Origin of the sequence: Vibrio sp. 10N.222.55.C6 (assembly GCF_041473395.1) — a bacterium.
Lineage (GTDB): Bacteria > Pseudomonadota > Gammaproteobacteria > Enterobacterales > Vibrionaceae > Vibrio > Vibrio crassostreae_C.
Genome location: NZ_JBFRSD010000002.1, coordinates 59,286 through 86,011, shown reverse-complemented (window position 1 = coordinate 86,011; position 26,726 = coordinate 59,286). Strand labels below are relative to the sequence as shown.

At 45.1% G+C, this 26,726-nt stretch carries 22 protein-coding genes and 2 tRNA genes; 16 read left to right on the top strand and 8 right to left on the bottom strand.

What is annotated here, in order from left to right:
• Nucleotides 1–13 precede the first annotated feature (13 nt).
• From AB4486_RS02150 to AB4486_RS02140, 3 genes are all read left to right on the top strand, one after another.
• Nucleotides 14–1,822 carry a DUF3413 domain-containing protein gene (locus AB4486_RS02150; RefSeq protein WP_017063450.1) on the top strand — a complete coding sequence of 603 codons (1,809 nt, stop codon included), beginning with the start codon at nucleotides 14–16 and terminating at the stop codon, nucleotides 1,820–1,822.
• Between the two features lie 138 nt (nucleotides 1,823–1,960).
• A tRNA-Ser gene (locus AB4486_RS02145) sits at nucleotides 1,961–2,051 on the top strand.
• A gap of 418 nt (nucleotides 2,052–2,469) precedes the next feature.
• Nucleotides 2,470–2,560, top strand: a tRNA-Ser gene (locus AB4486_RS02140).
• A gap of 75 nt (nucleotides 2,561–2,635) precedes the next feature.
• On the opposite strand, the gene AB4486_RS02135 is transcribed toward AB4486_RS02140, so the two are convergent.
• The gene (locus AB4486_RS02135; protein ID WP_108111419.1) at nucleotides 2,636–4,762 is read right to left on the bottom strand and encodes a methyl-accepting chemotaxis protein; all 2,127 of its coding nucleotides are present in this window, start codon (nucleotides 4,760–4,762) and stop codon (nucleotides 2,636–2,638) included.
• A 192-nt stretch (nucleotides 4,763–4,954) separates the two neighbouring features.
• Nucleotides 4,955–5,875: a histone deacetylase gene (locus AB4486_RS02130; protein ID WP_372116384.1), complete on the bottom strand. Its 921-nt coding sequence runs from the start codon at nucleotides 5,873–5,875 to the stop codon at nucleotides 4,955–4,957.
• Between the two features lie 262 nt (nucleotides 5,876–6,137).
• Between AB4486_RS02130 and AB4486_RS02125 the strand changes: the two genes are divergently transcribed.
• Together AB4486_RS02125 and AB4486_RS02120 are read left to right on the top strand one after the other, a co-directional pair.
• Nucleotides 6,138–6,824 carry an SDR family oxidoreductase gene (locus AB4486_RS02125; protein WP_017059372.1) on the top strand — a complete coding sequence of 229 codons (687 nt, stop codon included), beginning with the start codon at nucleotides 6,138–6,140 and terminating at the stop codon, nucleotides 6,822–6,824.
• Nucleotides 6,802–7,833, top strand: coding sequence for a DUF3080 domain-containing protein (locus AB4486_RS02120; RefSeq protein WP_372116382.1), 1,032 nt, complete (start codon nucleotides 6,802–6,804; stop codon nucleotides 7,831–7,833). Before AB4486_RS02125 ends, AB4486_RS02120 begins: the two co-directional genes overlap by 23 nt.
• An 18-nt stretch (nucleotides 7,834–7,851) precedes the next feature.
• Here AB4486_RS02120 and AB4486_RS02115 read toward each other — a convergent pair whose 3' ends face one another.
• The 3 genes from AB4486_RS02115 to AB4486_RS02105 form a co-directional block, all read right to left on the bottom strand.
• The gene (locus AB4486_RS02115; RefSeq protein WP_372116381.1) at nucleotides 7,852–9,846 is read right to left on the bottom strand and encodes a DNA topoisomerase III; all 1,995 of its coding nucleotides are present in this window, start codon (nucleotides 9,844–9,846) and stop codon (nucleotides 7,852–7,854) included.
• A gap of 115 nt (nucleotides 9,847–9,961) precedes the next feature.
• Nucleotides 9,962–10,510, bottom strand: a complete 549-nt coding sequence (locus tag AB4486_RS02110) for an NAD(P)H nitroreductase (protein WP_017059376.1) — start codon at nucleotides 10,508–10,510, stop codon at nucleotides 9,962–9,964.
• Between the two features lie 207 nt (nucleotides 10,511–10,717).
• Nucleotides 10,718–12,727 carry an NADPH-dependent 2,4-dienoyl-CoA reductase gene (locus tag AB4486_RS02105; RefSeq protein WP_017070327.1) on the bottom strand — a complete coding sequence of 670 codons (2,010 nt, stop codon included), beginning with the start codon at nucleotides 12,725–12,727 and terminating at the stop codon, nucleotides 10,718–10,720.
• 279 nt (nucleotides 12,728–13,006) lie between these two features.
• Here AB4486_RS02105 and sppA point away from each other — a divergent pair, with 279 nt between their 5' ends.
• On the top strand, nucleotides 13,007–14,857 hold the full coding sequence (gene sppA / locus AB4486_RS02100) for a signal peptide peptidase SppA (RefSeq protein WP_372116379.1): 1,851 nt from the start codon (nucleotides 13,007–13,009) through the stop codon (nucleotides 14,855–14,857).
• Between the two features lie 118 nt (nucleotides 14,858–14,975).
• A complete protein-coding gene (gene ansA, locus AB4486_RS02095) occupies nucleotides 14,976–15,992 on the top strand; it encodes an asparaginase (RefSeq protein WP_048611533.1) in 1,017 nt (338 codons plus the stop codon).
• A 143-nt stretch (nucleotides 15,993–16,135) separates the two neighbouring features.
• Here ansA and AB4486_RS02090 read toward each other — a convergent pair whose 3' ends face one another.
• Complete coding sequence (locus AB4486_RS02090) at nucleotides 16,136–16,417, bottom strand: YeaC family protein (protein ID WP_010437067.1); 282 nt, start codon at nucleotides 16,415–16,417, stop codon at nucleotides 16,136–16,138.
• A gap of 113 nt (nucleotides 16,418–16,530) precedes the next feature.
• Here AB4486_RS02090 and AB4486_RS02085 point away from each other — a divergent pair, with 113 nt between their 5' ends.
• Nucleotides 16,531–17,337 carry a DUF2989 domain-containing protein gene (locus AB4486_RS02085; protein ID WP_017059380.1) on the top strand — a complete coding sequence of 269 codons (807 nt, stop codon included), beginning with the start codon at nucleotides 16,531–16,533 and terminating at the stop codon, nucleotides 17,335–17,337.
• Between the two features lie 175 nt (nucleotides 17,338–17,512).
• On the opposite strand, the gene msrB is transcribed toward AB4486_RS02085, so the two are convergent.
• A complete protein-coding gene (gene msrB / locus AB4486_RS02080; RefSeq protein ID WP_080582205.1) occupies nucleotides 17,513–17,950 on the bottom strand; it encodes a peptide-methionine (R)-S-oxide reductase MsrB in 438 nt (145 codons plus the stop codon).
• A 319-nt stretch (nucleotides 17,951–18,269) separates the two neighbouring features.
• Here msrB and gap point away from each other — a divergent pair, with 319 nt between their 5' ends.
• The 6 genes from gap to AB4486_RS02050 all read left to right on the top strand — a co-directional run bounded on the left by gap (nucleotide 18,270) and on the right by AB4486_RS02050 (nucleotide 24,987).
• On the top strand, nucleotides 18,270–19,265 hold the full coding sequence (gap, locus tag AB4486_RS02075) for a type I glyceraldehyde-3-phosphate dehydrogenase (protein ID WP_017059382.1): 996 nt from the start codon (nucleotides 18,270–18,272) through the stop codon (nucleotides 19,263–19,265).
• A 242-nt stretch (nucleotides 19,266–19,507) separates the two neighbouring features.
• Nucleotides 19,508–20,392 carry a D-hexose-6-phosphate mutarotase gene (locus AB4486_RS02070; protein ID WP_372116377.1) on the top strand — a complete coding sequence of 295 codons (885 nt, stop codon included), beginning with the start codon at nucleotides 19,508–19,510 and terminating at the stop codon, nucleotides 20,390–20,392.
• A 111-nt stretch (nucleotides 20,393–20,503) separates the two neighbouring features.
• Complete coding sequence (gene rlmA, locus AB4486_RS02065; protein ID WP_372116375.1) at nucleotides 20,504–21,319, top strand: 23S rRNA (guanine(745)-N(1))-methyltransferase; 816 nt, start codon at nucleotides 20,504–20,506, stop codon at nucleotides 21,317–21,319.
• A 75-nt stretch (nucleotides 21,320–21,394) separates the two neighbouring features.
• Nucleotides 21,395–22,348, top strand: a complete 954-nt coding sequence (locus AB4486_RS02060) for a ChaN family lipoprotein (RefSeq protein WP_017059385.1) — start codon at nucleotides 21,395–21,397, stop codon at nucleotides 22,346–22,348.
• Between the two features lie 276 nt (nucleotides 22,349–22,624).
• The gene (locus AB4486_RS02055; protein ID WP_017070749.1) at nucleotides 22,625–22,978 is read left to right on the top strand and encodes a hypothetical protein; all 354 of its coding nucleotides are present in this window, start codon (nucleotides 22,625–22,627) and stop codon (nucleotides 22,976–22,978) included.
• Between the two features lie 122 nt (nucleotides 22,979–23,100).
• Nucleotides 23,101–24,987, top strand: a complete 1,887-nt coding sequence (locus AB4486_RS02050; RefSeq protein WP_017063436.1) for a BCCT family transporter — start codon at nucleotides 23,101–23,103, stop codon at nucleotides 24,985–24,987.
• A gap of 105 nt (nucleotides 24,988–25,092) precedes the next feature.
• Here AB4486_RS02050 and AB4486_RS02045 read toward each other — a convergent pair whose 3' ends face one another.
• Nucleotides 25,093–25,530 (bottom strand): YcgN family cysteine cluster protein, encoded by a 438-nt coding sequence (locus AB4486_RS02045; protein ID WP_229647121.1) that lies wholly within the window; start codon nucleotides 25,528–25,530, stop codon nucleotides 25,093–25,095.
• Nucleotides 25,531–25,689: 159 nt separating this feature from the next.
• Between AB4486_RS02045 and AB4486_RS02040 the strand changes: the two genes are divergently transcribed.
• Nucleotides 25,690–25,938 (top strand): YkgJ family cysteine cluster protein, encoded by a 249-nt coding sequence (locus AB4486_RS02040; RefSeq protein WP_017059389.1) that lies wholly within the window; start codon nucleotides 25,690–25,692, stop codon nucleotides 25,936–25,938.
• A 93-nt stretch (nucleotides 25,939–26,031) separates the two neighbouring features.
• On the top strand, nucleotides 26,032–26,721 hold the full coding sequence (gene aqpZ, locus AB4486_RS02035) for an aquaporin Z (RefSeq protein ID WP_372055179.1): 690 nt from the start codon (nucleotides 26,032–26,034) through the stop codon (nucleotides 26,719–26,721).
• Nucleotides 26,722–26,726 lie beyond the last annotated feature (5 nt).

The following is a 26,726-nucleotide window of genomic DNA, read 5'->3' as shown; positions in this document are numbered from 1 at the left end:
AAAAGAATTATAAATGGTAGACAGCGCAAACTCATATAGCGATCGTGTATCTCGACTGGTTGGTTGGGGTCACTGGTTTGCATTTTTCAACATCATTGCTGCGATGTTGATTGGTACTCGTTATATTACTCAATCTGCTTGGCCAGAAACCTTGCTAGGCCAATTCTATTTGGCTGCATCGTGGGTTGGTCATTTTGGTTTTTTAGTGTTCGCGCTCTATCTATTAGTGCTGTTCCCGCTCACTTTTATTCTTCCGTCGAGGAAGTTATTACGTTTGGTTGCCGTTATCTTCGCGACCATAGGTTTAACTGTCCTACTGATTGATACCCAAACGTATCAAAATATAAACCTCCACCTGACGCCTGTCGTGTGGGAGGTTTTATTCAGTGGAGAGGAATCTGCATTCACGTCTGATTTGCAGCACCTCTTCATTGTTATGCCATTTATCTTCTTACTACAGCTTGGTCTGTCTGAGTGGGTTTGGCGTAAGCAGCGTAAACTGTCTCATAAACACATTGGCCGTCCGATTACTGCCGTCTTCTTCTTGTGTTTCATCAGCAGCCACTTGACCTACATGTGGGCTGATGCGTACTTCTATAACCCAATTACTAGCCAGAAAGCGAACTTCCCACTGTCTTATCCAATGACAGCGAAAAGCTTTATGGAAAAACATGGCCTATTAGACCGTGAAGAGTACCTTGAGCGTTTAGAAGCGAACAAAGAGAACGTAAACCTAGTTAGCTACCCGCTAGAAAAAATTCAATACAACCGCCGCAGTGATGATCTTAATATCCTGATGGTGAGTGTGAACAACCTTCGCTCTGACGCACTTAATGCGACGGCGATGCCAAACAGCTATGCCTACGCGCAACAGTCGATCAACTTCACCAACCACTACAGTTCAAGTAACGATATGTTCGGTATTTTTGGCTTGTTCTACGGCCTACCGAGCAGCTACGCAAGCAGCATTGAAGCTCAGGGGTCAAGCGCAGTATTGCTCGATGTTTTAGAGAATCACGATTACAAGTTCGCTGCTTTCAGTGGCGACAACTTTAGCGATGCACTTTACTCGGATATTATCTTCCGAGGCCGTGATGTGATGCCAGAGCAAGCAACTTATGATGACCAGAGTGCCATAAAAGCTTGGTCTAACTGGATTCAATCACCGCAAGCTAAACGCCCTTGGTTTAACTTTATTGAATTAACCACACTGGATAACTTCGCCAGCTACGATTCAAGTTCAGAGTCGGACTCTACGCTAACGACAGCAGAGCGTTTTGCAGCAGACTATCAAAAGTCGGCGACAGCGGCCGATGCTCAGCTAGCAACTATCTACGCTGAACTGGAACGCTTAGAGCTTGCCGATAACACGGTGGTTATCATTACCTCTAACCACGGTACTGAGTTTAACGAAACCAAAACCAACAGCTGGGGTGCAAACTCCAACTACAGTCGTTATCAGTTACAAGTACCACTGTTTATCAGCTGGCCTGGCAAGTCTGCTTCTGAATACACCCACCGTTCTAGTCATCTAGACGTGTCAGTAACACTGATGCAAGAGCTATTGGGTGTATCTTCGAACCCAACAGATTTCAGTAGTGGTCGCAGCCTGTTTAATGAACGTAACAGAAAGTGGATTCTCGCGGGCGACTCTCGTGAACTTGCTCTTGTTACTGACCAGCAAACAACGGTGTTGGATAAATTTGGTAACTACAAATTGTACGACCAAAATTACAAGCGCCTGAAAAACGTAAGCCCTCGCTTACCTGTGTTGATGCAAGGCCTGACAGAGCTACAGCGTTTCTACACAAAAAATGACTAAATAATCAGCAAACAGCAAAGGGAAGCCAATGGCTTCCCTTTTTTATTGCCGTGAATGATTAGAAAACAAGCAACAAAACAAAATTATGAAAATTAAGGGTTTACAAGATCCTCCACCCCTTATATTATTCACGCCACTGGAGGGATGGCTGAGTGGTCGAAAGCACCGGTCTTGAAAACCGGCAACCGTTAATAGCGGTTCTAGGGTTCAAATCCCTATCCCTCCACCACTTTAAAGAAAGCCGCTGAGAAATCAGCGGCTTTTTTGCATCTGAAGCTTTTTAAAATATAAAGCTCATCTAACAAAACTCTCTACAGTCCCAGTTTCAAACCCATTCACTTTATACCTAGTTTCAAATTCCGATCTCACCGTTCTAAACTAAAAGTTCATGCGCCTAAGCCACTCCCCTCATAACTTTACCTGCAAGCCAATTAGATACTTTCTTTTTTAATAGCACAGAAACACTTCACGTATAACAAAAGTTGGGAATACTTGGCTTATTGAATATTAGATTTTGTCGGCTTCTTAATAAACCGAACAATAAATAATCATTCAGAACAAAAATACCAAAAAGCGTTCATAAAAAAAGCAGTCAGTTAATAAGGGTATTTACAAGCGAAAGCCACCCTTATATTATACGTGCCATTGGAGGGATGGCTGAGTGGTCGAAAGCACCGGTCTTGAAAACCGGCAACCGTTAATAGCGGTTCTAGGGTTCAAATCCCTATCCCTCCACCACATTAAAGAAAGCCGCTGAGAAATCAGCGGCTTTTTTGTATCTGGCGTTTGCGTAAAGAACTTACGTATTTTCCACTACGCCACCTTTCGGCTCACTTCAAAACGCCCAATCAATTGGTCTAAACGGCTCAATGCATTGCCCATCAAGGACACTCGACGTGCGAGTTGCTTAGTAGACAGTTGTAAGTCAGATATTGAACGTTGGGCTTTATCTGCCGTTTGTCCATTTTTCTGACTGTTTTCATCTAAGTTAGACATCGTGGTAAAGAGGTCACTCACCGCTGATTGAATTTGCTCACTGCGAGCATTTGAGTCGACTGTTAAGTTTCCTTTACTCACATTCTCGACACCTCGCTCCATGGACTCAACAGCACTGCGAGACTTACTATGCAGCTCTTTCATTAGGTCACTAATATGGTTAGCAGCTTGTGAAGTTCGGTCAGCCAGAGTTCTTACTTCAGAAGCGACGACAGAGAACCCTCTCCCGTGTTCACCTGCTCTTGCCGACTCAATGGCCGCATTCAAGGCCAAAAGGTTAGTCTGCGCGGTAATGTCAGTAATGATATCTATAATGTCAGACACCTTAGTCATTTCATTATTCACCTCATTCACGCTATGCGCCGAGCTTTCTACGATATTGCGAACAATCTCCATGCCTTCGACGGACTGATTGTACTCCTTCTCTGCGCTCAGGACGGCTTGTTTCATCACCGTGTCCATTTGCGTTGCTGAGACACTCGCATGAGTAATTTCGCTCTGTTGATACTGACTCAACTGAAGCATATTGCTTAACGCTTGTGATGCATCATCACTGGTTTGCTTCATCACGACACTGCGACGAAACATCGATTCCGAAACCTCTCTAACTTCGTGACTCGCATGGATCAACTCACTCACCGTGTTATCTAAATTGTCGATAAAACTGTTAGTCCAGCGCCCTAAGTTGCCAAGTTCATTATGACTGAATGTGGTGGGATCAAGTCTCCGACTTAAGTTGCCATCACCTTCAGCTAAGGTCTGCATTACCCCGGTCATTTCATGAATCTTCTTCGCTAGTGGTTTGGCGCTAACTAAACGGAATAAGCCCAATGAAAGCAACGCGCAAGCGAACATAATGCCACTCTGCATAAAAGGTGTGAGTGTATAAAGGTTGGCAAACAGTAATGGAACAAATAGAGGCAGTAGCATGCAGCTGATAAAGTGCTTAGATAAGGTATAACTTAGACTTCGGTCTCTGTAGACCTCTTCTAAATCGGACTCACACATCATGCCAAAGGTATCTGGTGAACCATCCAATTGAAAAGTGATACCTTTGCCAATAACGGGTATGTGGCGATAGTCAGAATACCCCGGATAACCAATAAACAAGTTATTGCCATTTTTAATGGTTTCTCTTACGCCTGGGTGAAGCTGATTAGTGGCTGGGTCTGTAAAGCGAATCTCAAATTCGGTGTGGTGCTGGATCTTAACCGTTCCCCAATCAGTATGAATCCCTTGCTTTAAGTTCTCGCCGTGTGAAAAGGTATTATCTTCAAAGCGAGAACGAGAGAGCGCAACACCCGGCTGAGTATGAGGATCATGAATGGAGTCGACCATAAAGATATAGTTATCACCCGACTCGCTATAAATATGCCCCGCTTCTCTTTGAATAATGTCACCAATAACATCATTTGGAACACGACCACATAGGAATTGCGGCGCCCCTTCATCCCGAGAAAAGGGGACATAAAACATCAGCGTTACTTGGTCATGAAACGATGAACTCGAAGCCCCTACGTTCAACGTGCGCTGATCCATATACGGCCCATGCAGATAACGCTTTGAAGCCCCTTCAACTAAAGCCTTCTTGTCTCCAAGGTTAACCCCTACATGCTCATGATAACTCGATGCTTGTGCTATCCCCTTAGCATCGACGATCGCCAACTCAGAAAAATCCGTACTGCGTTTAAGAAGGCTAGATAACGTCCCCTGTGCTTGCTCTTCCGTTCGACTTGCCAAATAAACAGCAGAGTCTTCTAAAAAGTCCCATTGATTCTTGACCCAGTTATGCAGAAGTTGAACTCGCGTGTGAGCAATACTTTCAAAAGCTTGTTCAAGCTCCTCCGTCCTACTTCGATTGAGGAAACAAGCTCTGCGCATAGCCAGTTTTCCTGTTGCGCCAAACCAATTAAGCCAACTACGTTCCTTGTCCGTCAGGTTCATTTTATCCCTTGTGTTTTTATAGACACATGGGTCAAGCAATTTACAGACCACAATTAACCACACAAATACGTAACTAATTAATAAAAAAGTACTTTATATGAGTCACAATGGTGCAAGCGTGTCTTTTATGGTGCAAAAGGCGCTTATTTCACACCATCATTTCAATGAACTATCAGCCGCTAATTTGAGAGGTTAACCGTGAACATGATAGGCCGCTTTTAACAGCTGCATGTGAATCGGCACCAGATCTTGGTGTTTAGTGCGGTACCCGCCACCGACTACGCAAGCCATCGGAATAGACTCTGATTTCGCTAATTCAATCATGAAACAGTCGCGCTCAAATATCCCTTGTGTCGAGACATTCAAATAACCCAGTTCATCGTCTTGATGAATATCTATCCCCGCATCATAAATAATCAGATCAGGTTGATGGTGAGCAATCGCTAACTTAGTGACTTGTTCAAAACAACGTAGGAACTCTTCATCTTTTGTTTCACGACTTAATGGCACATCTAAATCGGATAGCGGCTTTCGTGCAGGGAAGTTTTTATCGCAGTGGAACGACAGAGTAATGATGTCGTCGTTGTCTTGGCAAAGAGTTGCTGTGCCATCACCATGATGAACGTCGCTATCAACGATCAGCACTTTATCGATATGTTCAAAGGTCAGCGCGTGTTTTGCCGCTAAAACCAAATCGTTCAACAAACAAAAGCCACTGCCAAAATCATGATGCGCATGATGATAACCACCACTCAAATGAATCGCTAAACCAGTCTCTATTGCCATTTCAGCGGCCAAGCAGGTTCCACCACTTGAGTAGAGTGTTCTTTCGATAAGTTGCTCGCTCCACGGGAAACCGATACGTCTCATCTTTGCTGCAGGTAACTTACCAGACACGAGCAAATCAACATATTCGCTATCATGTACCTGTTTTACTTGCTCAACCGAAACCGGCGTTGGTTGGCACACTTCAAACTTGCACTTCCATCGAGGTTCGCTATTCATCAGCGCCTCAACAGCACTATGCAACAACTGATATTTGTTGATTGGGTAGCGATGACCTTCTGGTAAAGGTAACTGTGAATAGATTGGGTGGTAAATTAAAGGAATCATAATCAGGCTAATTGCGTATCTTTCTCAAAATCATAACAGCCTCAAACTTGGCGACAACCTTAATTAATGATAATGGTTATCATTGTTATTAATTATAAAGTAGAGACCATAATGAAAAACGTAATACTCATCTTTGGGGTGATCTGCGGCTCAGCGGCAGCAGTAATGATTTTTGTAGGAATGCTAATGGCCAGTTGGTGGAGCGTTGATTTTCTCGTGTTAAGCCATCAAACTTAACTAATTGAACTGAAAAGGAATCACCATGAGCGTTATTTTTATTACTGGAGCGAACCGCGGCATTGGCTTAAGCCTGACTCGACAATACTTGGAAAGTAATCACAAGGTGTACGCGACTTATCGTGATGACAATTCAGCAAAAGAACTGCTCTCACTCGCAGACCACAACACCAACCTTACCTGTATTCAATTAGAGATAACCGATTACCAAGCAGTAAGCCAACTCCCTTCGCAAATAGAGTCGATTGATATCTTGATCAACAACGCTGGCTACTATGGCCCTAAAGGCTACGGGCTGGGTAATACCGATGTTGAAGAGTGGCGTCGTGTATTCGAAGTCAACACCATCGCTCCACTAAAGCTTGTCGAAACGCTATTGCCTTTACTCAAAGACAGCGATATCAAAAAGGTCGCTTGTTTATCCTCTAGAGTCGGCAGTATGTCAGAGAACACCTCAGGCGGCGGTTACATCTATCGCTCCTCTAAAGCCGCTCTAAACTCCGTGGTGAAGAGCCTAAGCAACGACTTAACCGATGATGGCTTTACGGTGTTAGCACTGCATCCAGGTTGGGTGCAGACTGAAATGGGTGGCCCTAATGCTCTGATCGACACCGACACTTCAGCTTCCGGCCTGATTGAAGTCATCGAGTCAGCGAATACCGAAGTGAGTGGTCACTTCTTCAATTTCGATGGCAGCGAAATTGACTGGTAATCCACAGATGAATGCAGGGCATCTCTCAAACCTAGTTAAGCACTCAACGCTGTTTTGTCTAACAGTGATGCTAGCTGGCTGTTTCAGTGATGGCCCCGGCGACTTGTTCGACGACTATCAAACAAAGATAGCCAGAGTACAAGATGCTGACGAGATAATAGAGGAATGGGAATTTGAAAGCCTACCGAGAAAACGAGAACTGCTGCTTGACGTGCCCTCACTCTCTATCGGCCTCATCGACAGCTACCAGCTTCGTCAGTGTGGATTGTTCAATCTGATTGCAGAAAGAAATTCGGTTCTGGGCAAGGTCGCGGATGAGTTTCGTAATTACGATTATCAAGTCGCGCTACTTGAAGGCGTGGGCAAATGTTTATCCAGTAATGAATTAGACCCAGAGATCGTAGAATTACTAAGAGAAATTGAGCAACAGAAACTCGCACAGTTTCCACTGCATCAATGGAACCTCATCTATGCCAGCGATGCTATGCAGTCACAAATGCGGGGTAGTCAGTGGTTACGCGCTGATATAGGCGATCAGGTAAGACAAACCGTTGATGCCTTACAACATATCAATCAAGCGTTAAACGTTCCGCTCGTTTCCGGCAAAACCACTGAGGTTCAAGAAGTATTAGAGAAGAGTTCGACCCTTGGGGATTTATACTACTCGCTCGCTCGGGCGTCAGTTGAGCTTGATACCATCACCAAACAGCTGACAACTTTTGATGACAAGATCATCTGTGGTAAACAACGAGACACCACTAAGTTCCGCTATCTCAACAATGTGTTCGAGCAACAATACATAGGTAAGGTTCAGCCTTACATGGCGCAACTGGATGGCTACTATCAGCACATAGCCCCGCAACTAGGAATGTTTGACGCGCAACCTGAACTGCACAGTTATTACTTTCCCATCCAAGATGCACATCAAGCCTTTCGATCATCCACTCGTCGCCATGTTGACTATTGGCAGCAACTGTTTAAACGTTGTGGCCGTAAAGTCGGTCGCTAATCCTAACCTCAATAAGTCTTAGCTTTTAGTGCTCTTTTTAGCGGAAGTACCTTTCTTAGCATACGTACCTGTCTTGGCGTAAGACTTCTTCGCCCCACCGCCTTTACGGCGTTTGAAGGCAGGTCTCTCGACTTTAGGAAGGTGGCGGAGTGATTCAGGAACTTCTCCCGTTTTTACTTTACCCATTAAACCATCAATCTTGCTTTCTAACGCTTGCATGAAAGGCTGATACGCTTGATTTCGTTCTGCCATGCCTTGCAGCTGGTGCTCCCAATGTGCCGTCATGTCTGGGAAGGTAGAATCCTCAGGTAAGGCATGAATCAAGCCTCTGCCCGCAGGGCTACTGTGAATACTCTTACCTTGGCGCGTTAGCAGCTGCCTTTTGAATAGAGTATCTAGAATACCCGCACGGGTTGCTTCTGTGCCAAGGCCATCGGTTTCTTTCAAAATGGCTTTGAGATCTTTGTTCGCAACAAAACGCGCGATACCTGTCATCGCTTGAAGCAATGTCGCTTCCGTGAAGTGTTTTGGTGGCTCAGTTTTCTTATCACCAATCACGCCTTCACGGCACGTCAACACCGTACCTTTATCCAATGGAGGAACCGTATCCGTGCCATCCCCTTTTTCTTCGGTATCCGTTTTGCCCATCAACACCTTCCAACCCGGGTTGATAAGCTGACGCCCTTTTGCGATGAACACGCCACCAGCGATATCAAAGACCAGCTTAGCATCAGCAAAAACCGCAGGTGGGTAAAACTGCATTAGATACTGACGAGCGATTTGCTGATAGATTTTCATCTCGTTGGCAGACAGGCCGTTCACCGATGACTTCTTCGGAGTAGGAATAATCGCGTGGTGAGCATCGACCTTACTGTCGTTCCATGCTTTTGATTTAAGAGAAAGGTCCGCACCTTGAGCGCCACTTTGCAGCTCTTTCGCATTGTTAGCGATAGCATCAACGATCGATTCTCGCTGCGAGTAGTGCTCTATAGGTAGATAGCGGCTATCAGAACGTGGGTAAGTGATGAGTTTGTGTTTCTCGTACAATGACTGACACGTATCTAACACCTGTTGAGCACTCATACCAAAACGCTTAGACGCATCAATCTGCAAGGCTGACAGCGAGTAAGGCAGTGGCGCAGCTTGTTTACTTTGCTTTTGCTCTGATTCCGTCACCGTCGCGGGTTGATTCGCAATTCGGTTAGCCACATTCTCAACCAGCTTTCGATTGAGCACGCGCCCTTCTTCATCTTGCCATGGTTTACATGCTTCGCTTGGCTTCCAACGCGCACGAATATCAAAGCTCTGGCCGTGATTTTGATAAGGGATCAAAGCGTGCAAAGTGAAGTAATCTTTCGGAATAAAGTTTTCGATCTCTTCATCGCGCCTTACCACCAAACCAAGTACAGGCGTTTGTACTCGCCCGACCGACAACACACCTTGGTAGCCAGCCTTTTGACCGAGTAAGGTATAAGCACGAGTCATGTTCATGCCATACAGCCAATCGGCTCTAGAGCGCGCTAATGCGGAAATAGAAAGCGGAATAAAGTCACGGTTGCTGCGCATTTGAGAAAGTGCACGTTTTACGGCAGGTAAGTTCAAGTCGCTGATCAGTAGCCTGTCCATCGACTCTTTCTTAGCCTTAGAGACTTTGCAGTAATCAATCACTTCATCAACCAGCAACTGCCCTTCTCTATCCGGGTCTCCGGCGTGAACAATTTGAGTGGCGTCCTTCAATAGCTTTCGGATCACCGTGAGCTGTTTGCTTGAAGTCTTACGCGGTCTTAGCTGCCATTGCTCCGGCACGATAGGAAGATCGGCTAAATTCCACTTCTTATAACGGTCGTCATAAGCATCCGGCTCAACCTGCTCCAATAAGTGTCCAATACACCAAGTCACCACATCCCCATTGCCACATTTGATAAACCCTTGGTCTTTCTTTTGTGGATTAGGTAGTGCAGCGGCGATCGCGCGGCCGAGGCTTGGTTTTTCAGCAATAATAAGGCGAGACATGTTTTTCCAGATGCTACAAACAATTAGAGCCACATTATCTAATGTGGCTCTAATAAATCAAGAAAAACTGGTTGTTTATACAGTTAGCATTCCACTATTCAAGCTTCAGCTTTCTTTATAAAAACTCAACGAACTTAGAGAAGTCGCGCTCTGGCACTTTCATTGGTGTACAGCCTGGAGTGCCTAGGTATAGGAAGCCAACAATTTCATCGTCGCCTTCTAGGCCAAATGCTTGGTGTACTTCTGGGTGGAACATCCATTTACCTGAGCGCCAAAAGCCTTGGAAACCTTGTGCGACTGCGGCCATTTGCATCGCCTGTGCAGCACAACCCGCAGACAGATGTTGTTCGATAGCAGGCACTTTCTCGTGCTCAGTTACTTTGGCAATCACAGTAATCACCATCGGAGCTCGGAACGGCGCTTTTTTTACTTTCTCGATAACCGCTTCTTCGCTGTCATCCGCTTCAGCGGCGCGCACCAAGATGTCTGAAAGCTTTTGTAGGCCTGAACCTTGCGCGATAACAAAGCGCCATGGTGTTAGTGCACCGTGGTCTGGAGCACGCAGCCCTGCTTTGATGATGTTTTCTAACGCCACACCTTCAGGTGCCGGATCAGAGAGTTTTGCGATTGAGCGTCTGTTGAGCAATAGATCCAAAGCATCCATTTGAAGTCCTTACTATTTCTTTATTATTTGTATACTTGAACTTTAGCACAGAATACAAACGATAATAAATCTCAACGGCTGTCCATTTAGGCTAGATTAGAAACAATAAAGGCTCCTAAATCTATGACTTAGGAGCCTTGTTCAAAATCTAACTCAGCAAATTAAGTAACAATATCTACTGATAAGATTACAGTTTGATAGCTGATTCTATAACTTAATCGCTAGCTCAACACCTTGACGGATAGCGCGTACCGCATCTAACTCACCGGCATAATCGGCGCCGCCTATCACATGCAGTTTGCCACCAAACTCTTGCCACATGTCTTCGAATGGACGAACTGACACCTGACCTGCACATACGATAACCGAGTCAGCATCCAGCACCTGCTCTTTCTTACCAACGCTGATATGCAGACCTTGGTCATCAATCTTGTTGTAGCTCACGCCACCCAGTAGATTAACACCGCGTTTTTCTAGTGTGCGTTTGTGAATCCAGCCTGTAGTTTTGCCCGGACCTTTACCAACACGACCCGCTTTACGCTGCATCACCCACACCGTTTTATCGCTGAATGAATCAGGGTAAGGGTAAAGTCCGCCTGGGTGTTCCATATTCTTATCGATGCCCCACTCATGCAGCCAATCGTCTAGGCTGTGTGAAGTCGGTTCTGTCAGCATGGTTGCCACATCGACACCAATACCACCAGCACCAACAATCGCGACCTTTTCGCCTACTGGTGTCTTTTCACGAATCAAGGTTTGGTAATCGACCACGTTTTCTTGGTCAATGCCCTCAATATCGAGCTTTCTTGGCTCTACGCCAGCCGCCATGACGACTTCATCGTACTTCAACAACATCTCAAACGTTGCCTCAGTATCCAGTTTCAGGTTCACGCCTGATGCGTCGATTTGGTTAGCAAAGTAGCGAATCGTTTCTCTGAATTCTTCTTTACCCGGAATCTGCATTGCCAATCTAAACTGACCGCCGATACGGTCATTTTTCTCAATCAAGTCAACCTTATGCCCACGCTGAGCTAAAGTCGTTGCACAGGCTAAACCGGCTGGGCCTGCGCCGACAACCGCAATGGTCTTAGTCGCTTGCGCTGGCTGAACAACAATTTCAGTCTCGTAACAAGCGCGTGGGTTCACCAAACAGCTCGCACGTTTACCTTTAAACACGTTATCAAGGCAAGCTTGGTTACAACCGATACAGGTATTGATGAACTGAGCTTGGTCTTGAGCTGCTTTATTAACAAAATCCGGGTCTGCCAAGAATGGACGCGCCATAGACACCATATCAGCCTGCCCAGAGCTAAGAATACGTTCGGCCTCTTCTGGCGTATTAATTCGGTTACATGTCACCACTGGGATCGACACGTATGGTTTCACTTTTTCCGTCACCCAAGAGAATGCACCACGTGGTACTTGTGTCGCGATAGTCGGAACACGCGCTTCATGCCAACCGATGCCGGTATTGATAATAGTCACGCCTGCTTCTTCCAGCTTTTGAGCCAATAGAACAACATCTTCAAAGGTGCTGCCTTGCTCAACCAAATCCAGCATCGACAGTCGGAAAATAATAATGAAGTCGTCACCCACTGCTTCGCGAATCGATTTAACAATCTCCAGCGGGAAACGCATGCGCTTCTCATAAGAACCGCCCCATTCGTCGTAACGCATATTGGTACGTTTACAGATGAATTGGTTAATCAAGTAACCTTCCGATCCCATAATCTCAATGCCGTCGTAACCCGCGACTTGGGCGAGTTCGGCACTGTTGGCAAAGGCACCAATGGTCTTTTTGATCTGACGAGGGCTCATCTCACTCGGTGCGAACTTAGCGATTGGCGCTTTAATACCCGAAGCACTTTGCGCGAATGGGTGCATGGCATAGCGGCCAGCATGCAGCAACTGAAGGGCAATCTTACCGCCATGCTTGTGCACGGCCTCGGTAACAACTTGGTGAGCTTTTGCATGCTTCACTTTACTGAATTCAGCACTAAATGGGGTTAATCTGCCACGTAAATTAGGAGAGAAACCACCGGTAACAATAAGGCCAACGCCTCCTTTTGCTCGCTCTTCATAAAACGCGGCGAGTTTGTGGAGACCTTCTTTATTTTCTTCTAAACCTGTATGCATTGATCCCATCAATACACGGTTACGTAACTGGGTAAATCCAAGATCGAGTGGTTCAAGTAAATGTGGGTACATGGCAGACATCACTTCTATTATTTTATCCTTGTGGTCTGACCACAGTATAGTTCAATTACCAAAAGTTCAAACAACCGTTTACATTTTTGTAACACCGATCATAATGCTGCACGTATTAATCGTTCAGAAGCCCTTAATTTGACTACACTTAATGAGAATATATATCGATTAACAATTCTTGGTGTAGTTTGAGCTTGGGAATTATCGTAGGATACTAAGCAGTTCATATTATTGAGATTAATGGTACTACGGCTTGTTAAAGCGACGTAATCTCACTGCGGAGACAGAATGAAAAAAATATTCAAATTTATAGGCATGTTCTTTAAAGGGATTTGGAAGCTCATTACGTTTGTACGTCTTGCGCTGGTTAACCTAGTCTTTTTACTCAGTATCGCCATCATCTACTTTGTGTACTTCCATTCAGATACGGCTCAACCGACGGTTCCTCAGGATTCGGCTTTAGTGCTTAATCTGTCTGGCCCTATTGTGGAACAAAGCCGCTATATCAATCCGATGGATTCGGTCACAGGCTCACTACTTGGCAAAGACCTTCCAAAAGAGAACATCCTGTTTGATATCGTTGAAACGATTCGCTACGCAAAAGACGATGACAAGGTTACTGGTATCGTTTTAGCTCTCAAAGAGCTGCCAGAAACCAACCTGACCAAGCTACGCTACATTGCTAAAGCATTGAATGAGTTCAAAGCAACAGGCAAACCGATTTATGCGGTGGGTGACTTTTACAACCAAAGCCAATACTACCTAGCCAGCTACGCAACTAAGGTCTTCCTATCACCAGATGGTGGGGTTCTTCTTAAAGGCTATAGCGCTTACTCGCTTTACTACAAAACGTTGTTAGAGAAACTAGACGTAAACACGCACGTGTTCCGTGTGGGCACTTATAAGTCAGCTATTGAGCCTTTCATTCGTGATGACATGTCAGACGCAGCGAAAGAGTCCGCTTCTCGTTGGTTAAGCCAACTATGGGGTGCGTACGTTGATGACGTCAGTAACAACCGCCAGATCGATGCTAAAACACTGAATCCAAGCATGGACACCTTCTTGAAAGAACTGGAGTCGGTGGACGGTGACATTGCAAAACTGGCTGAGAAACTTGGCTTAGTGGATGAGCTAGCGACACGCCAGCAAGTTCGACTAGAGCTTGCCGATGCTTTCGGCAGTGATGGTCAAGACAGTTACAACGCACTTGGCTACTACGAGTACCGTGCAACCATGCTTCCAGACATGAGCAGTGAATCACACGATGTAGCTGTGATTGTTGCTAGCGGCGCTATTATGGATGGCAAACAGCCACGTGGCACCGTGGGTGGCGATACAACCGCGGCTCTACTTCGCCAAGCTCGTAACGATGACAAAGTTAAAGCCGTTGTTCTTAGAGTGGATAGCCCTGGCGGCAGCGCCTTTGCTTCAGAAGTTATTCGCAATGAAATAGAAGCGATTAAGCAAGCGGGTAAGCCTGTAGTTGTGTCAATGTCTAGCCTTGCCGCTTCTGGTGGTTACTGGATCTCGATGGGTGCGGATAAGATCCTAGCTCAGCCAACCACACTAACGGGTTCAATTGGTATCTTCAGTGTTATCACCACCTTCGAAAAAGGGTTGAACGATATTGGTGTTTACACTGATGGCGTTGGCACCTCACCTTTCTCAGGTCTTGGTATTACAACTGGACTTAGCGATGGCGCGAAAGACGCGTTCCAAATGGGCATTGAAAACGGATACCGCCGATTCATCAGCCTAGTTGGAGAAAATCGCGGTCTGGAAGTCGATGCTGTCGACAAGATTGCTCAAGGTCGAGTTTGGACAGGTCAAGATGCGATTCAGAAAGGCTTAGTCGATGAGATTGGTGATTTCGATGATGCGGTTGCAGCTGCGGCTTCACTTGCAGAGCTTGAAAGCTACAACATCTACTGGGTAGAAGAGCCACTTTCGGCCACTGAACAATTTATTCAAGAATTTATGAACCAAGTTCAGATGTCGATAGGCCTAGATATTCAATCGATGATACCAAGCAGTTTACAGCCTGTTACTCAGCAGTTAGCTCAAGATAGCCAGCTGTTAGGCAGCTTTAACGACCCACAAGGCCGATACGCTTTCTGCTTAAATTGCCAAGTTCAATAAGTTGAGCCAATAACTCAATGACTAAGGGGTACCTCTGTGTGAGGTGCCTCTTTTTATTGCATGATAATTCGCTATAATCGCCCCCCTGTTCCCTACATCACACTAAGTATTAATCGCCATGGAAAGAAAACACATCTATATCGCGTACACCGGCGGCACAATTGGCATGCAGAAGTCTATTGACCACGGCTATGTTCCAGTCGCAGGTTTCATGGATAAGCAGCTAGCTGGCATGCCTGAATTCCATCGCCCAGAGATGCCTGAGTACACCATTCACGAATACTCTCCATTAATGGACTCTTCAGATATGACGCCACTTGATTGGCAGACTATCGCTGATGACATTCGCGCGAATTACGATAAGTACGATGGTTTCGTTATCCTGCATGGTACAGACACTATGGCTTACACTGCTTCTGCACTGTCTTTCATGCTTGAAAACCTCGGCAAACCTGTGATTGTTACGGGCTCTCAGATCCCATTAGCAGAGCTTCGTTCAGACGGACAAGCAAATCTGCTGAATGCGCTACACATTGCAGCAAACTACCCAATCAACGAAGTGACACTGTTCTTCAACAACAAGTTGATGCGTGGTAACCGCAGCACAAAATCACACGCAGATGGCTTCAATGCGTTTACGTCTCCAAACCTGAATCCTTTGCTAGAAGCGGGTATCAATATCCAACTTAGCAATAACGTAAAGGTAAACGAACAACCTGAAGGTGCTTTCAAGGTTCATAACATTACTCCGCAACCTATCGGCGTAATCACAATGTACCCAGGCATCTCACACGAAGTTATCCGTAACACGCTATTACAACCTGTTAACGCGATGATTCTGCTTACTTTTGGTGTGGGTAACGCACCACAAAACCCAGAACTGCTTCAGCACCTGAAAGATGCCTCAGAGCGCGGTGTGATTGTTGTGAACCTAACTCAATGTTTGGCTGGTAAAGTCAACATGGGTGGTTACGCGACAGGTTGTGCACTAGCAGAAGCGGGCGTTGTCAGTGGTTACGATATGACACCAGAAGCGGCACTGGCGAAATTGCATTATCTATTAAGCCAAAACCTAGGCTACGAAGAAGTGAAGACTCAGATGCAACAAGTGTTGCGCGGTGAGATGAGCTTATAACCGGTTCAAGGATTCACGTTAAACCCAATTATTCTATGAAAGTAACGGCGGCTTAACGTGAACTAAATCGTTTTATTGCTTATAAATAAACGAGTTAAACTAAAAGGGGTGGCACATTGCCACCCCTTTGTTGTAATTTAAGCTTAATGATTCGGGTTAACCCTAACAATGTCTTCTTGATCTGACTTAAACTGTTTCTTTAGTTCAGACTTAGATTTAAAGCTAATCTCACCACCAGCTGCAATTGTCATATGTTGAGCTTCAGAGTTATGTTTAGATTGGTATAACATAACCGCTTGCATACACGAGTCGCGCTGTTCTTTTGAGAGCGCCGTACCTTCTGGCCATTTACCCGTTTCAACTGCGTAGGTTAAACGTTCGTAGACCTCGGGTGTCATTGCGCTAAGAAGTTGTTCTGCATCCATGGTAAAGCCTTAGTTTTAACAATTTTCACCAGAAAATAACCCGTAACAGAATTGAGTCAAGAACCTGACCGATAATAAGTGCATCTGATCACAAGTGAAGGAATATGAAAATTATGAAATGGTTGGCGATTAGCCTATTGCCTTTCACTCTGGTTGGGTGTCTTGAAGGGAACAAAAATACCGATCAACTGTGCCAAAGCAATCCGGGTCTTCAGTGTGAACAATTGAACATGAACGATGGGCAATGTCGTGTCGCACGTACCGACCTCATCTGGCATCGATTTGAAGTTCAGAAGCAACCCACCGAAATCAACAAAATTAAAGAATTCGAATTAGTCACTGCCTACAAAAAGTGCCTAGAGCTCGCGGCACAGATCGAAACGATCGATCAATCTAAGCTGCAAGAGCGTCGCTTTACCTCTTTAATGCACAGTATCGAAGAGTCTGAGCGCATTGTTGATGAGCTATCGAAATCTGATACACCGGAAACGCTTTACTTCTTGTGGTCGCAAACTGGGGACACCAATGCCAGACGCAGTTTCCTACAACTAGAAGGCTCTGAAGCGTTAAACACAGCTGAGATGCAATATGCCTTGGCAACCTTCTATACCACCCGCAATCATATAAAGACACTTAAGCTACTCAATAATGCGCTAACGCTTTCTAATGGCTCGGTAGCCAACACTGAAATCTTCAAGTCGATGGCCAGTATCAACCACAGCCTGGGACATATGGAAAAAGCGTACGTTTGGGCAATGGTTGCCAAAGACTTTGACGTGCCGATTGCTTCTGAAGCCGAGCTCACGGTGTTGTACCATTTCGACAAGGCAACCTATAAGAAGCTAAATAAAGACGCAGATAACATCGTCGAAGCGATTGAGGATGGAATTTACAGCCCTTCAATCGTCCCGAGTTACTGATCGCTTCATTTATAGTGTTCTTACTTAAGCTTCTTATTCACCTGCTTTCAAATAAAAACAGCTACCTTTTTGGTAGCTGTTTTTATTTGTACTAGAGTTAAATCTGAAATCTTGGGCGTTTCAGCATTCCTAAATCGACAAATGCGACCTGTAAGGATTAGACAATAGTTACAAGTTATTTCGTACTTTCGTCATTTTTGTTGAAAATTAACGACACTGAATTAACACAGAACCGTTCACCTGTGGTCTTCGGGCCATCTGGAAAAACGTGACCTAAATGGCTATCACAGGCGGTACAACGGATCTCTACACGCTTCATTCCGTGACTTAGATCTTCTATATAGCGTACTGCTTCATCATTCACTGGGGCATCAAAGCTTGGCCAACCACACCCAGAGTCATATTTGTTATCCGACAGAAACAAAGGGCTTTCACAGCATGTGCAGCTATAGACGCCAGTCTTATGGTTGTGCAGTAACTTGCCGCTATATGGGGCTTCAGTACCACGCTCACGACACACTGAAAATTCGTCGTCCGTTAGGCGCTCACGCCAGTATTCATCAGGCTTTATCATATTTCCTCCCTTTTGAATCACGTTAATATCTCTCCACATTCTCAGTTATTATATTTACTTTTTTCTATAAAGGCTTGCATATGAGTCGTTTTGTAGCACATACTTTCTCACCAGGAAACATTGTACATATACACTCATAAGTGAATCATCATTTAGGGGTATTTTACCCAACTGGAAGGGTACAGAGCCACTTGCAATGGTCAATTTTCAATCACTTACACCCAATTGTTAAGAAAAGCGTCGCTTTTTTTTGACATTAAACAAGTTAAGTCGGATTATCTATTGCAGATGTATACTGGATTCTGTAATTTTACTACCAGTTATCTTTAATCAGAAATTAAGTTGTGGAGCAACTACAATGACTATCAAAGTAGGTATTAACGGTTTTGGCCGTATCGGCCGTTTCGTATTCCGCGCAGCTCAAGAGCGTGCAGACATCGAAGTAGTAGGTATTAACGATCTAATCGACGTAGAGTACATGGCATACATGCTTAAGTACGACTCAACTCACGGCCGTTTCAACGGTACTGTTGAAGTTGAAGGCGGTAACCTAATCGTTAACGGTAAAACTGTACGTGTTACAGCTGAGCGTAACCCAGAAGACCTTAAGTGGGATGCTATCGACGTAGACGTAGTTGCTGAAGCAACTGGTCTTTTCCTAACTGACGAGACTGCACGTAAGCACATCACTGCTGGCGCTAAGAAAGTAGTTCTTACTGGTCCTTCTAAAGATGCAACTCCAATGTTCGTAATGGGCGTTAACCAAGCATCTTACGCTGGTCAAGACATCGTTTCTAACGCTTCTTGTACTACTAACTGTCTTGCACCTATCGCTAAAGTACTTAACGATAAGTGGGGCATTGAGTCTGGTCTTATGACTACAGTTCACGCTACTACAGCAACTCAAAAAACTGTAGATGGCCCTTCTGCTAAAGACTGGCGCGGTGGCCGTGGTGCTTCTCAAAACATCATCCCATCTTCAACTGGTGCTGCTAAAGCTGTAGGCGTTGTTCTTCCAGAACTAAACGGCCTTCTAACTGGTATGGCTTTCCGTGTACCAACTGCTAACGTATCTGTAGTTGACCTAACAGTTAACCTAAAAGAAGCTGCATCTTACGAAGAAATTTGTGCTGCAATGAAAGAAGCTTCTGAAGGCGAAATGGCTGGCGTTCTTGGTTACACTGAAGACCAAGTAGTATCACAAGATTTCATCGGTGAAGTTCAAACTTCAGTATTCGATGCTAAAGCTGGTGTTGCTCTAACTGACAAATTCGTTAAAGTTGTATCTTGGTACGACAACGAAATCGGTTACTCAAACAAAGTTCTAGACCTAATCGCTCACATCTCTAAGTAATTTCTTTTTAGAAATCGCTTTAGATAAGCATTAGCGAAGGCTGTTTTGAGCAGACTTTGAAAAAGGCGACCTTAGTGTCGCCTTTTTAATGCCTGCTATCTTTTAAACCGCGTCTGTCTAAGCTCATCAAGATAGCCCAAACGCAAAATTCAATTCTAATACTGACTCTGCTTGTTACTCATGAAAACACAAGCATCACTCTAGTCAGCATTTGAATTCAATTTCCTTAGAAGGATCATGTAATGGATTTATCTACTCTACCTGCACTGGCGGTACTTTCTGACAACGTCACTATCGTTGAACACGAAGGTGTAAAACTGGTTCGCGTTATCCACGATAAAGCAAACGCAGCGATTTCACTGTTTGGCGGCCATGTGGTGTCATTCCAACCGCAAGGTCAAGAAGACCTAATTTGGATGAGCCAACAAGCTAAGTTCGATGGTAAAACGGCTCTGCGTGGTGGTATTCCAGTATGTTGGCCTTGGTTTGGTCGCATTGCAGCACCAGCACATGGTTTTGCCCGTTCAAGTGAATGGCAATTGGTTGAACACCGTGAAAGCGAAGCTGGCGTGATTGTTAGCTTAGGTCTGAAGCCAAGCGAAGAGACGCTAGCAGTATGGCCTCATCAGTTTGATGCTCGCTTGAATGTTGAGATCGGCGAACAACTAAAAGTAACGCTGGACGTGAAGAACACTGATTCTCAGCCATGGACTTTCTCTGGTGCACTACACACTTACCTAAACGTTGGCGATATCCACAACACAACCACCACTGGTATGGGTGCTGAGTACATTGATAGCCTGCAAGGTGGCAAGATCTGCCAAGGTGGATCTGAACTGGTACTGACCGACACGATTGATCGCGTTTACACTCAGCCAGAAGCGCAAATCTGTGTTGCTGACAAAAAATTTGATCGCACACTGACCGTTGAAAATCACGGTCACAATTCAGCAGTACTGTGGAACCCTTGGGCTGAAGGGGCTGCGGGTATGGGTGACATGCAAGACGACGGTTACCTAACCATGTTGTGTGTTGAATCAACACTGCACGCACCAAGCCTAGAAGCCGGTAAAACACTCCGGCCGGGTGAAAACCACCAACTGATCACTGTGATTAGTGCCCAATAACCGTATAAATACAGTTATAAAAAACGATTTTTGAGCGGCTTTATGTCGCTCTTTTACTTTTTGGTTTTAGCTCGTTACACTTGCGCTGTCTATTCTCCTTTAGAGGTCTCCATGACTTACCAATGCCCTTTGTGTCACCAACCTTTATCTCAAAACGATCGTACGTTTAAGTGTGAAAAGAACCATCAGTTCGACCTAGCGAAAGAAGGCTACGTCAATTTGATGCCTGCGCACCACAAACGCTCAAAAGATCCAGGTGACAACAAAGAGATGATGCAGGCACGTCGTCGCTTCCTTGAAGGTAACCACTATGACCCAATGCGCCAAGCGGTGGTGACGTTGTGTTCTCGCTATCTACCAGAAGAGACGCCTAGCCTATTGGATATTGGTTGTGGCGAAGGTTATTACACCAACGAAATTGCTGTGAATCTTCAAGAAAAGAAAGGGGCTACTTTTGGCCTAGACATTTCTAAGATTGCTATCAAATACGCCGCTAAACGCTACCCTGCTGTCGACTTCTCAGTTGCATCAAGCCATCGCCTACCCTTTTCTGAAAACAGCTTAGACGGAATTCTACGCATTTACGCGCCTTGCAAGGCTGAAGAGTTACAACGCACCATCAAAGATAATGGTGTGGTGATCACCGTGACACCAGCTAGCCGACACCTGTATCAACTGCGTGATGCAATTTATGATGGCGTTCGCTTGCACGACGAAGATCCAGAAGTGATCGAAGGTTTTACGCTTGAGCATCAAGAGCAACTAAACTATATGATGGAACTATCGGGGTCAGATGCATTCGACCTGCTACAGATGACGCCGTTTGCTTGGAAGGCGAGTGAAGAGTTTAAACTACAACTCACCGAGGCAGAGCAATTCAACTGTGAAGCTGACTTTATGCTGCGAGTGTACCGCAAACAAATTTAATTGATATTGATTATCGTTTACATTGAAATCTTATCTTGCCTCCTTTAGTATGCGTGTTCTTCAAGGAGGCATTTCATGCAACGTATTATTCTTATCGGATTAGCTACTCTTCTCACGGCTTGTGCTAGTCAACCTGCAAAAGACACTTCTCAAAAAGTGGCTCAAACGGAATCCGTTTCCACATTCTATGACTACCAGTTCGCTTCTCCACAAGGCGAAACACTTTCTCTCGATGCATTACCCGAGCAGCTGATTGACGCTGATGTGGTTCTAATTGGCGAATGGCACACGCATTCTGCCATTCACCGCTTCCAAACCGACTTCTTAAAAGCGCGCCGCAACGCAACATCAAACATTGCGCTTTCAATGGAACAGTTCACTCGAGAGCACCAAGCCACACTTGACCAATACTTAAACGGCGAAATTGGCGAACAAATTCTCATGTCTCAAGCGGCAGCTTGGCCAAATTACGAAAGTGATTACCGCGCGTTAGTTGAGTTCGCAAAAGCCAACGACGTCGATGTTATTGCGGCAAATGCACCAAAGCCATTCGTGCAGTGTATTGGCCGTAAAGGATTGCCTTACCTAGACCAATTATCGACCGAGCAACGCCAATGGATTGCTGCCGAAGTGGATACTGGCGATAGCCCTTACAAAGAAAAGTTCATGGCTTCTATGCATCACGGTACGCCAGAGCAAACAGAAAAGCAGTTTGCCGCTCAGGTTACCTGGGACGAAACCATGGCTGAGTCGATTGTGGATTACCTAGCATCAAACCCTGATAAACAAGTGATTCACGTGGCTGGCAAGTTCCACACCGAGGGTGGTTTAGGGACGGCGGCATCAATTCTACGTCGTAACCCTGATTTAAAAATCGCCATCATCAGCCCGGTTGAAGCGATCTCATCGGATAGCGGTGATTATCAGCTTGAAGTGCTTTCGCCGCCGGCTCGCTTTGTAAAGAAAGAGAACCGAATGAAGGCATACAAGCATCTGTCAAAACGTAGCGCTAGCCTAGAGTGTGAGTAGGATCTGTTGATCCACTCTTCTAAGCTAAAGAGTCGATGGGCTAATCCTAGATAATTAGCCCATCGTCACAACTTGATCACGTTCCCGTCATTCATCCTAACTCTATCTAAAATCAAACATTCTTATCGGCACAAGACTTGCTTAGTAAATAGACGATTTAACCAAGCAGACGAAAATGTAATATGCGAATAAAAAAACATCACTATCGATGATTAATTGCACAAGTTTTTCACACCTCTGCCGATACTATATTTAAGGATAGGTAAGGAGAGCTATATGACGCCAGTAGGAACGAGTAATACTCAGCTGTATTCGCCTTCGCAGATGAACGCTAAGAGTTCAGCTAACGAAGCTGAAAAGCCTACACCGCTTAAGGTTGAGCAAAATACGGTTAAGCTTTCTGATGAAGGCAAAGCACTCTTATCTGCCCTAAAAGAAATTGATAAAGAAGCGAAGAAAGTCGAAGCAGAAAACGCGACAGTTACCGATAAAGTTGAGTCATTCGCTCATGGTGCCTTGGGTATGGATCACCCAGATAAGATTGAAGAAGAAGATGATGGTTCTTATTCAGCGGGGCAATACCTGTCCGCAGCGGCAACCGTAGGCGGTATTCTTCTCGCACTCATTTAGCCTTGCCAACCTATCGCATTCTCTAGAATAAAAGCGATTTATCGTTACGACAATAGACCCGATTAGGTCTAAAAAACGAGTTCATTCCATAATTCCGCTCTCATTTTAATGGAATAATACTCGTGAAAAACACTTTTGAGCTTATCGATAAGCCAACCTTTTTTGGTGCTATAGCACTCCTACTCACGATAGTTTTCCCGCTCATTTTGTTCCCTGCACAGGGCGCAGACTGGATTGCGGTTGCGAAAACATTCATGACTGATCAACTCGGATTCCTGTATCTTGCTCTAGGTCTCGCAGCCTGTGCATTTATGGTGTACGTAGTATTCAGTGATATGGGACAAATTAAACTGGGCGAAGCTGATGAAGAGCCTGAGTTTAAAACTGCATCATGGGCTGCCATGCTATTTTGTGGCGGTATCGGTGCAAGTATCTTGTATTGGGGCTGTATTGAGTGGGCTTACTACTACCAATCACCGCCTTTCCAACTAGAACCTGGCAGTGAAGAAGCAGTACGCTGGGCTGCGACCTACGGCCTATTCCACTGGGGACCAATCGCATGGTCTATCTACCTAATCCCGGCAATTCCTATCGCTTACTTCTTCTACGTACGTAAACAACCTGTTCTAAAGATTTCAAGCGCATTAATGCCTGTTCTTGGTGAACACCGTAGTAAAGGCGTACCAGGAAAGATCGTTGATATCCTATTCATTTTCGGTCTATTAGGCGGCGCTGCAACAACATTAGGTTTAGCCGCTCCTCTGATCACTGAAGGTCTAAATCACCTATTTGGTCTACCTAAAAATAACCTAACGCAAGTGATGGTGCTTTTAGTGTGTACTGCGATTTTTGCTTACTCATCTTATGCTGGATTGGAAAAAGGCATCAAGATCCTAAGTAACATCAACTTCTGGGGTGCGATGGGTCTACTGGCTTTCGTTCTGATCGCGGGTCCAACAATCTTCATGTTAGAAACAGGCTTAGACTCAATTGGTCGTCTACTGTCTAACTTCTTCGTGATGGCAACGTGGGCTGAACCATTTGGTGGTTACGGTACATTCGAAAACACTCACTTCCCACAAGACTGGACGATTTTCTACTGGGCATGGTGGCTAGTATTTGCACCGAGTATGGGTCTGTTTGTTGCGCGTATCTCTCGCGGCAGAACCATCAAACAAATGGTGTCAGGGTCGATCTTCTTTGGTTCTCTAGGTTGTTTCCTGTTCTTCATGATCTTAGGTAACTACGGCCTATCACTGCAGCTTTCTGGTGAGCTAGATGTCGTTGCCATTTTGAATGCGGAAGGCGCAACCAAAGCTATCTTCTCGATGCTTGCACAATTGCCAATGAGCACGCTGGTTATCGCTGTATTTACAATGCTGTGTATCATTTTCACGGCAACAACATTTGACTCTATCTCATACATCCTAGCGTCTGTTGTACAAAATAACGTGACCGAAGAGCCAATGCGCTGGAACCGTATGTTCTGGGCATTTACTCTGTCGTTCTTACCAACGATTCTAATGTTCTTAGGCGGTCTAAGTACGCTACAAACGGCGGCGATTGTTGGTGGCTTACCACTGCTTGCTATCTCTGTGATGCTGATGATTTCAGCGGTTCGTGCGACTAACCTCGACCTACGCCATCAAGATGCGTATATCGAGCCAACGATCAACATCGAAGAACTGCCAGACATGGACCCTTGGTCTGCTGAAGGTATGGCGTTGGCTCAGTTTGAGAAAGAAAGAGATGCAGCACAAGAAGCCGCAGAACTTGAGCGTGTTGCTTACACAGAACTTGCCGCAGTGAAGAAAGAAATTCGCGCTTATGTGTTAGAACAAGGTTCACAAATGGAAACTCACGAGTTACCAGAGAACCTACAACAAGCACTTGAGCAGGCCGAGAGTAATCTTAGTGCCGCACAAGCGAAAAAGATCGAGTTATCTGAGCAAGCTCAGAATGCTCGTATCACGTTCAATCAGGTGGTTGCAGACTTACCGCTTGCTTGACATTAGCCATGACACAGTCCATTGATTTGGACCCTCCTAAATACGACAAAGGCTCACAGAAATGTGAGCCTTTTTTTATTCGGGTGATTGACTAGTCTTCGTTAACTAGCGGTTCGGGTGGTTCAAGATGTGTTCTTCCCAATCGACAACATCGATTTCGTATACCACTTTGTTACGAACGCTTTCACCTGCTGCATGCATCTCTGTTTTTGATCCGGTGATCAACGGGTGCCATTCAGGAATCGGCTTAGATTCTGATAAAAGGCGGTAAGCACAAGTGTCTGGTAGCCAGTGAAACTCATCGATCTTGTCACGAGTCAGCTTCAAACACTCTTCACCTGAAGTGAAGCGGTTCGGGTAATCTTTACACGAACATGTTTTGTCGTTTAACCAGCTACACGCCACATTGGTGTAGTAAACTTCATCGCTATCTTCATCCATTAGTTTATGTAGGCAGCACTTACCACAACCGTCGCAAAGTGATTCCCACTCATTCTCGGTCATCTGTTCTAGTGTCTTTTCTTGCCAAAATGGATTCGTCATAGGATTACTTCTTACTCTTTTACTGGGGTGCGTGTTATACCGCTAGCCCATAAAAAGTTCAAGGATAATAATTGTTCATTCTTTGATTCAATCAACAGCTGTCACTCTCATCATTTTTTGCTACTATCGCGCACCCTGTTATTTAGTGAGTTTAATTTGATGGAATGTCGCCTAGGTTGTGGAGCATGCTGTATCGCTCCAAGTATTACATCTGCTATTCCTGGAATGCCTAATGGTAAGCCTGCTGGGGTACGCTGCATCCAATTAAATGAGCAAGATCTCTGCAAATTATTTGGTCAACCTTCACGCCCGAAGGTATGTCACCAATTCAAAGCTTGCCCTGTCATTTGTGGTAAAACCGACCAAGAAGCGCTTGATAACCTTATTGAGCTCGAAGCAATAACTTAACAATACTTTTCTTCTTATATATGCCCAAGATTTCACAACTTTGATAGAACTAAACTATCTTATTGATACTGGTAAAGATTAATAAGGATAGTTATGAATAAGTATATCGCAGAAATGTTCGGTACATTTTGGTTGGTGTTAGGTGGTTGTGGTAGTGCCGTCTTAGCCGCTGCTTTTCCCGATGTAGGTATCGGCTTACTCGGGGTTTCCCTCGCGTTTGGTTTAACCGTACTCACCATGGCTTTTGCTATTGGCCATATATCCGGCTGTCATCTCAACCCTGCTGTTACAATTGGTCTTTGGAGCGGTGGCCGCTTTGATGCCAAAGACGTCGCACCTTACATTATTGCCCAGGTCATTGGCGGTATTATCGCGGGTGGAGTGTTATTTGTGATTGCTTCAGGCCAAGCAGGTTTTGACGCTGCGGCATCTGGCTTTGCTTCAAATGGTTACGGTGAACACTCACCGGGCGGCTACTCACTAACTGCTGCACTGGTCTGTGAAGTGGTCATGACCATGGTGTTTCTATTCGTGATCATGGGCGCAACCGATTCAAAAGCCCCTGCTGGGTTTGCACCGATCGCAATTGGTCTCTGTTTGACCTTGATTCACCTTATCAGTATTCCCGTAACCAATACTTCTGTGAACCCTGCTCGAAGTACCGGCGTGGCTGTATTTGTCGGTGATTGGGCCGTTTCGCAATTGTGGCTATTCTGGGTTGCACCGATTATTGGTGCTGTAATTGGCGCGATGATATACAAAGCGGTAAGAGGTTCAGATTAAGCGCT

What these genes read in the sequence shown, in the direction of transcription:
- AB4486_RS02120 (WP_372116382.1), top strand. Translation starts at nt 6,802, where the DNA reads ATGGCAGCGAAATTGACTGGTAATCCACAGATGAATGCAGGGCATCTC.
- AB4486_RS02105 (WP_017070327.1), bottom strand. Translation starts at nt 12,727, where the DNA reads ATGTCTGCCATGTACCCACATTTACTTGAACCACTCGATCTTGGATTT.
- rlmA (WP_372116375.1), top strand. Translation starts at nt 20,504, where the DNA reads ATGACTTACCAATGCCCTTTGTGTCACCAACCTTTATCTCAAAACGAT.
- AB4486_RS02150 (WP_017063450.1), top strand. Translation starts at nt 14, where the DNA reads ATGGTAGACAGCGCAAACTCATATAGCGATCGTGTATCTCGACTGGTT.
- AB4486_RS02040 (WP_017059389.1), top strand. Translation starts at nt 25,690, where the DNA reads ATGGAATGTCGCCTAGGTTGTGGAGCATGCTGTATCGCTCCAAGTATT.
- gap (WP_017059382.1), top strand. Translation starts at nt 18,270, where the DNA reads ATGACTATCAAAGTAGGTATTAACGGTTTTGGCCGTATCGGCCGTTTC.
- AB4486_RS02115 (WP_372116381.1), bottom strand. Translation starts at nt 9,846, where the DNA reads ATGTCTCGCCTTATTATTGCTGAAAAACCAAGCCTCGGCCGCGCGATC.
- msrB (WP_080582205.1), bottom strand. Translation starts at nt 17,950, where the DNA reads ATGTGGAGAGATATTAACGTGATTCAAAAGGGAGGAAATATGATAAAG.
- AB4486_RS02130 (WP_372116384.1), bottom strand. Translation starts at nt 5,875, where the DNA reads ATGATTCCTTTAATTTACCACCCAATCTATTCACAGTTACCTTTACCA.
- sppA (WP_372116379.1), top strand. Translation starts at nt 13,007, where the DNA reads ATGAAAAAAATATTCAAATTTATAGGCATGTTCTTTAAAGGGATTTGG.
- AB4486_RS02085 (WP_017059380.1), top strand. Translation starts at nt 16,531, where the DNA reads ATGAAATGGTTGGCGATTAGCCTATTGCCTTTCACTCTGGTTGGGTGT.
- AB4486_RS02090 (WP_010437067.1), bottom strand. Translation starts at nt 16,417, where the DNA reads ATGGATGCAGAACAACTTCTTAGCGCAATGACACCCGAGGTCTACGAA.
- AB4486_RS02135 (WP_108111419.1), bottom strand. Translation starts at nt 4,762, where the DNA reads ATGAACCTGACGGACAAGGAACGTAGTTGGCTTAATTGGTTTGGCGCA.
- AB4486_RS02055 (WP_017070749.1), top strand. Translation starts at nt 22,625, where the DNA reads ATGACGCCAGTAGGAACGAGTAATACTCAGCTGTATTCGCCTTCGCAG.
- AB4486_RS02110 (WP_017059376.1), bottom strand. Translation starts at nt 10,510, where the DNA reads ATGGATGCTTTGGATCTATTGCTCAACAGACGCTCAATCGCAAAACTC.
- AB4486_RS02070 (WP_372116377.1), top strand. Translation starts at nt 19,508, where the DNA reads ATGGATTTATCTACTCTACCTGCACTGGCGGTACTTTCTGACAACGTC.
- AB4486_RS02060 (WP_017059385.1), top strand. Translation starts at nt 21,395, where the DNA reads ATGCAACGTATTATTCTTATCGGATTAGCTACTCTTCTCACGGCTTGT.
- ansA (WP_048611533.1), top strand. Translation starts at nt 14,976, where the DNA reads ATGGAAAGAAAACACATCTATATCGCGTACACCGGCGGCACAATTGGC.
- AB4486_RS02045 (WP_229647121.1), bottom strand. Translation starts at nt 25,530, where the DNA reads ATGACGAATCCATTTTGGCAAGAAAAGACACTAGAACAGATGACCGAG.
- AB4486_RS02125 (WP_017059372.1), top strand. Translation starts at nt 6,138, where the DNA reads ATGAGCGTTATTTTTATTACTGGAGCGAACCGCGGCATTGGCTTAAGC.
- aqpZ (WP_372055179.1), top strand. Translation starts at nt 26,032, where the DNA reads ATGAATAAGTATATCGCAGAAATGTTCGGTACATTTTGGTTGGTGTTA.